Origin of the sequence: Oceanobacillus sp. AG (genome assembly GCF_009746545.1) — a bacterium.
GTDB lineage: Bacteria > Bacillota > Bacilli > Bacillales > Amphibacillaceae > Oceanobacillus > Oceanobacillus indicireducens.
The window spans coordinates 1-5,042 of record NZ_WOWT01000061.1 but is presented as its reverse complement, the minus strand read 5'-3'; the positions used below and the strand labels follow the sequence as shown (position 1 = coordinate 5,042).

Here is a 5,042-nt window from a genome sequence, read left to right as displayed (position 1 = left end):
ATACCAAAAGTGGAGGTGTTTTTCTTTTTTATAGTAGGCAGATGTCAAGGTCCATAATGAATTTCCAAAAGTACTTTACCAGATAAAGGTTAGATGTCATTTTTACTCTGCGAAAGTTGAGTTATTAGCTTAAATTAAAAAAGTGGAGGAATAGGAAGATGTGGAAAAAGTTTTTTGGTGTTTTACAGAAACTTGGTAAAGCATTAATGCTTCCGGTGGCGATGCTGCCAGCAGCTGGTTTGCTGTTAGGGTTAGGAAATGCGGCGCAACAGGATGCGATGTTACAGCTTTTACCGTTTCTTGATGCAGATTGGATACAATTAAGTGCTCGCGTGATGGAAGATGCAGGGAATATTATTTTTGCTAACCTGGCACTTATCTTCGCAGTCGGAGTTGCAATTGGACTTGCAGGTGACGGTGCAGCAGCACTTGCTGCGTTAGTCGGATACTTGGTAATGAATCAGGTGATGGGATCATGGTTAGGTCTATCTGCTGAAACGGTTGCATCAGAACCAGGATTTGCAAGTGTACTAGGAATCCCGACATTACAAACAGGGGTATTTGGCGGGATTATTATCGGTTTAATAGCGGCTTATGCTTATAATCGTTACCACGATATTGAAATGCCGTCCTTCTTAGGATTCTTTGCTGGTAAACGATTCGTTCCGATTATGACAGCAGCCCTTTCATTCATTGCAGGGTTGTTGATGTTGCTTGTTTGGCCTCCGGTTCAAGATGCAATGAACAGTGCATCACTATGGCTAATTGAAGAAGGAACATATATCGCAGTTTTTGCATTTGGGTTTATTAAACGTTTATTGATTCCGTTTGGTTTGCATCATATATTCCATGCGCCATTCTGGTATGAATTTGGAACATATACAACGGCTGCTGGAGAGATCGTAAGAGGGGATATGACAATTTTCTTTGCACAGCTAAGAGATGGTGTTGAAATAACTGCCGGTAATTTCATGGCTGGTGAGTTCCCAATCATGATGTTTGGACTTCCAGCTGCAGCACTAGCAATGTACCATACAGCACGCCCGGAAAGAAAGAAACTGGTTGCTGGTTTACTCGCTTCAGGTGCGTTAACTTCTTTCCTAACGGGAATTACGGAACCACTTGAATTCTCATTCATGTTCTTGTCACCAGTCCTATTTCTAATTCATGCGGTACTTGATGGATTATCTTTTGTGCTTATGACGTTTTTAAGTGTTAATATTGGTTATACCTTCTCTGGTGGGGGAATAGACTTCTTCTTAATCGGAATCTTGCCAGGCCAAGAACCTTGGTGGTTAGCCGTTATTGCAGGTCTTGTGTTTGCCGTGATTTATTACGTGATTTTCCGTTTTATGATTCAGAAATTTAATCTCAAGACACCTGGACGTGAAGCGGATAATGGCGAAGATGGGGATGAAGCTACTGGTAATGATCAAAATAGTTTACCTACCCAGGTACTTGAAGCAATGGGTGGAAAAGAGAATATTGCCCATTTGGATGCATGTATTACAAGACTTCGCGTATCTGTTAACAATCAAAGTGAAGTCGACAAAGAACGTTTGAAAAAGCTTGGTGCTTCAGGTGTATTAGAAGTTGGAGAGAATATACAAGCTATCTTTGGTCCACGTTCAGAGATTATTAAAGGTCAAATGCAAGATATTATGGCAGGTAAAACACCGCGAGTAGAAGAAGAACAAAAGAAAACAGACACTGGCTCGACTAGCCCTGTTCAGAATGATTCATTTGTTTCTCCAATGACGGGTGAAGTCAAACCGATCACCGACGTACCTGACCCTGTATTTGCAGGGAAAATGATGGGGGACGGATTTGCCATTCTACCAACTCACGGTACAATCGTTTCGCCGGTGAACGGGAAAATTGTCAACCTGTTCCCAACAAAACATGCAATTGGTATTGAATCCGATTCTGGACGTGAAATATTGATTCACTTTGGAATCGATACAGTGAAGTTGGAAGGTAAAGGCTTTGAAGCGCTTGTCGCGCAAGATGATGAAGTCAAAGTAGGACAGCCTTTATTAAATGTTGACTTAAATTATGTAAAAGAAAATGCACCATCGATTATAACGCCAATCATTTTTACAAACCTAAAAGACGGTGAAACAGTAAGTTTAACAAAACAAGGTAATGTAGAAATTGGTGATGAGGAAATTATTGAGATTCAGTAATGTGTGTGAGAACCCCGCTTTGTATTTGATGGCAAAGTGGGGTTTTTTGCATGAGCAGATGGTTATGGTGCGCAATTCCTGAGTGGCGTGCGAGTTTGTACGGTAATGGTGCACAATTAATGGGATAAAATATTTAAACCCTGAAGGACTTGAAATGAAGAATTACAGGAAGCAGTTGTATTAAAACAAATAATAAATAACAATAACGTATTAAATGAGGATATCCACTCAATTAAACTGTATAATGAGCAATTAATAAAATTAATATCTAACTTGCACAAGGATTCTATTTCCTATAAAATAATAATTGTCAAAATCTTGTCATTCTAGAGAGAGGAGTGTTCCCCCATGAAGAAAAAATCACTTGAGTTTTTACCTATTGTATATGGATACTCCACTGCTGTTTTTCTAGAAGTCTCTTTCTAAGGGTAGTATGTCTAAATTTGATCTCCTGGAGAAACGGCAGAAGAAACTTCTAAATGATGAGGTGAATAAATGGAAAACGAAAAAATTACGAGAAAAAACCCACCCAATATGCCTGTACCAATCGGTAATTACAGTCATATTACAAAAATTCCAAAGAATGCAGAGTTTTTTATATTCAGAGTGGGAACAATTATTTAGCAAAAATTATCCGGCAATGACGATTGGAAATATTACTGAATTAGGTTTACCTGAAATGAAAATTGAAATTGAAATTTGGGCAGCTAAAGTATAAAATTCAAACACACTTCACCACAACCATGGAACTCCTGAAACCAAGCGATTCCATGGTTTTTATTACGATCTGCGTGATTATATTTCTAGTGATGAAATTGAATGGGGAAGATGTAGAAAACTTGGATTTTACAGACAGCGTATGTTAATAATGTTCTAAATGAAAAAGTGGATAATAAGGTAAATATCAAAAAGAGGGATAAGAATGGGGGATCTTAACAGATTAGAACCAGTTAAAGCTGCACAAAAATTTATCAAAAATTATTTTCCATATTGCGATGGAGCTTTATTAGCAGGAAGTGTCGTTCGTGACGAAGCAACAAAAACATCGGATCTTGATATCATAATATTTGATAAAACATATAGCTCTTCTTATAGGGAGTCAGTAATTGAGTACGATTGGCCGATAGAAGTGTTTGTACATAACCTGAATTCTTATCAAGAATACTTTGCTAGTGATTATAAACGCGCTAGACCATCACTGCCACGAATGGTTTCAGAAGGTATCATACTTAAAGATAAGGGGGTGATTAACTCCATCAAAAGGGAAGCAAAAGAATTATTATCGAAAGGTCCGGAAAAGTGGTCAACTGAGATAATCAATACGAAGCGATACTTTATTACGGACACCCTTGATGATTTTATTGGTTGTAATAATAGAGCAGAAGGAATTTTCATTGCTAATACGCTCGCAGAACTTGTTAGTGAATTTGTATTACGAACTAATAATAAGTGGCTTGGTGCTTCTAAATGGATAGTACGTTCATTAAGAGAATACGATACAAACTTTGCCGAGCAATTTGTTGAAGCATTTGATATATTTTATAGAAGTAGTTCAAAAGATAAAGTAATTAAGTTAGTTGATGAAATTTTGAAACCCTATGGAGGACGGTTATTCGATGGTTTTTCTTTAGGTAAAAAATAACCGCCATTAAACAAATAAGCGCTTTAGAAGACCTTGATGGTAATGAGGATTTGGAAGATATTTTAGATTGTTGTGGATGGATAATGAAAATTATAGTTAGGGCTGGACTTGCCCTTGTGATAGATAGAGAAAATCAATATACAAGAGACCTGTACCCAGCATATAAAATATTTTCTAAACATTATCCAGAGAAGGAAGCTCAAATGAAACAAGCACTTAAATATGCTATTGAGCCAGTTATAAATGCTGATGATGTCATTGCCTTTTTAGATGATTTTGGAAATTGGATGATACTAGAATCGAAAAATGGTTAAAAGCTCATAATCCTAAAAAAGTAAAAAATTTGCAGCTATTAAATGAAGATGATCTTACTGCTGACTGCTAAAAGGAGGACTTTATTTGTTTCTTAAAGATGTTTTGTCCCAAACCTTTTTGGCTTTTGCTGAAAAGGAATGTAAGGGATCTAGCTTATTATACGAACATTTGTCCATTAAAATTGCCGCAGATGATGACCTTCTTGAAGTATGTAGTCACGCACGAGAAGGGCAACCTATTCCCAACCTCTTTTTTGGTGCAGTGCACTATCTCTTATTAAAAGGAACGGAACATCCATTAAAAGAGTATTTTCCGAGTATCGTAGGTAATACAAAATCATATAAAGGATCATTTGAATTCTTGAAGGATTTTTGCTTTAAATATCGACAAGAAATGGAGTCAATTCTTAAAACTAGGCTTGTTCAAACAAATGAAGTAAGGAGATGTGCTTATCTTTATCCTGTTTTTTGTACGGTTTACGAGAAAGCAAGGAAACCATTAGCACTAGTCGAAATCGGAACAAGTGCGGGATTACAGCTTCTTTGGGATAAATATTCCTATTCATACGGGACAAATAATATTTATGGTGACAAAGATTCAAAACTTACTATTACAGCAGAAATAAGTGGAGAAAACATTCCAAACCTGCGTGTCACACCGCCGCCGGTCTCTACTAGAATCGGATTTGATTTAAATACAATTGATCTAAATGATGAGGAAGAGAAATTATGGCTTAAATCCTTAATATGGCCCGAGCATAGAGAGAGGTTGTTTGGTATGTCAACACTAAACCAAACAATTTTTTTAAGGAGTATAAACTTTTTATGCGCGTTAAATAAAATACTCTCTAATGAAAATAGCTGTATCTGTTCATCACTTGACTCGGAGCCTCTGCGGGC

Annotated in this window: 4 protein-coding genes and 1 pseudogene; all 5 read left to right on the top strand. The window is 37.1% G+C overall.

Annotated features, from left to right (window positions below):
- Positions 1-158: 158 nt before the first annotated feature.
- Positions 159-2,186 (top strand): glucose-specific PTS transporter subunit IIBC, encoded by a 2,028-nt coding sequence (ptsG, locus tag GN217_RS18395; protein ID WP_156858094.1) that lies wholly within the window; start codon positions 159-161, stop codon positions 2,184-2,186.
- A 495-nt stretch (positions 2,187-2,681) separates the two neighbouring features.
- Positions 2,682-2,904: pseudogene (locus tag GN217_RS18390) on the top strand (hypothetical protein).
- 204 nt (positions 2,905-3,108) lie between these two features.
- Positions 3,109-3,828 (top strand): nucleotidyltransferase domain-containing protein, encoded by a 720-nt coding sequence (locus GN217_RS18385; RefSeq protein WP_156858093.1) that lies wholly within the window; start codon positions 3,109-3,111, stop codon positions 3,826-3,828.
- Positions 3,829-3,878: 50 nt separating this feature from the next.
- Positions 3,879-4,142: a hypothetical protein gene (locus GN217_RS18380; RefSeq protein ID WP_156858092.1), complete on the top strand. Its 264-nt coding sequence runs from the start codon at positions 3,879-3,881 to the stop codon at positions 4,140-4,142.
- A gap of 85 nt (positions 4,143-4,227) precedes the next feature.
- A partial coding sequence (locus GN217_RS18375) for a DUF2332 domain-containing protein (RefSeq protein WP_156858091.1) occupies positions 4,228-5,042 on the top strand: 815 nt, incomplete at its 3' end.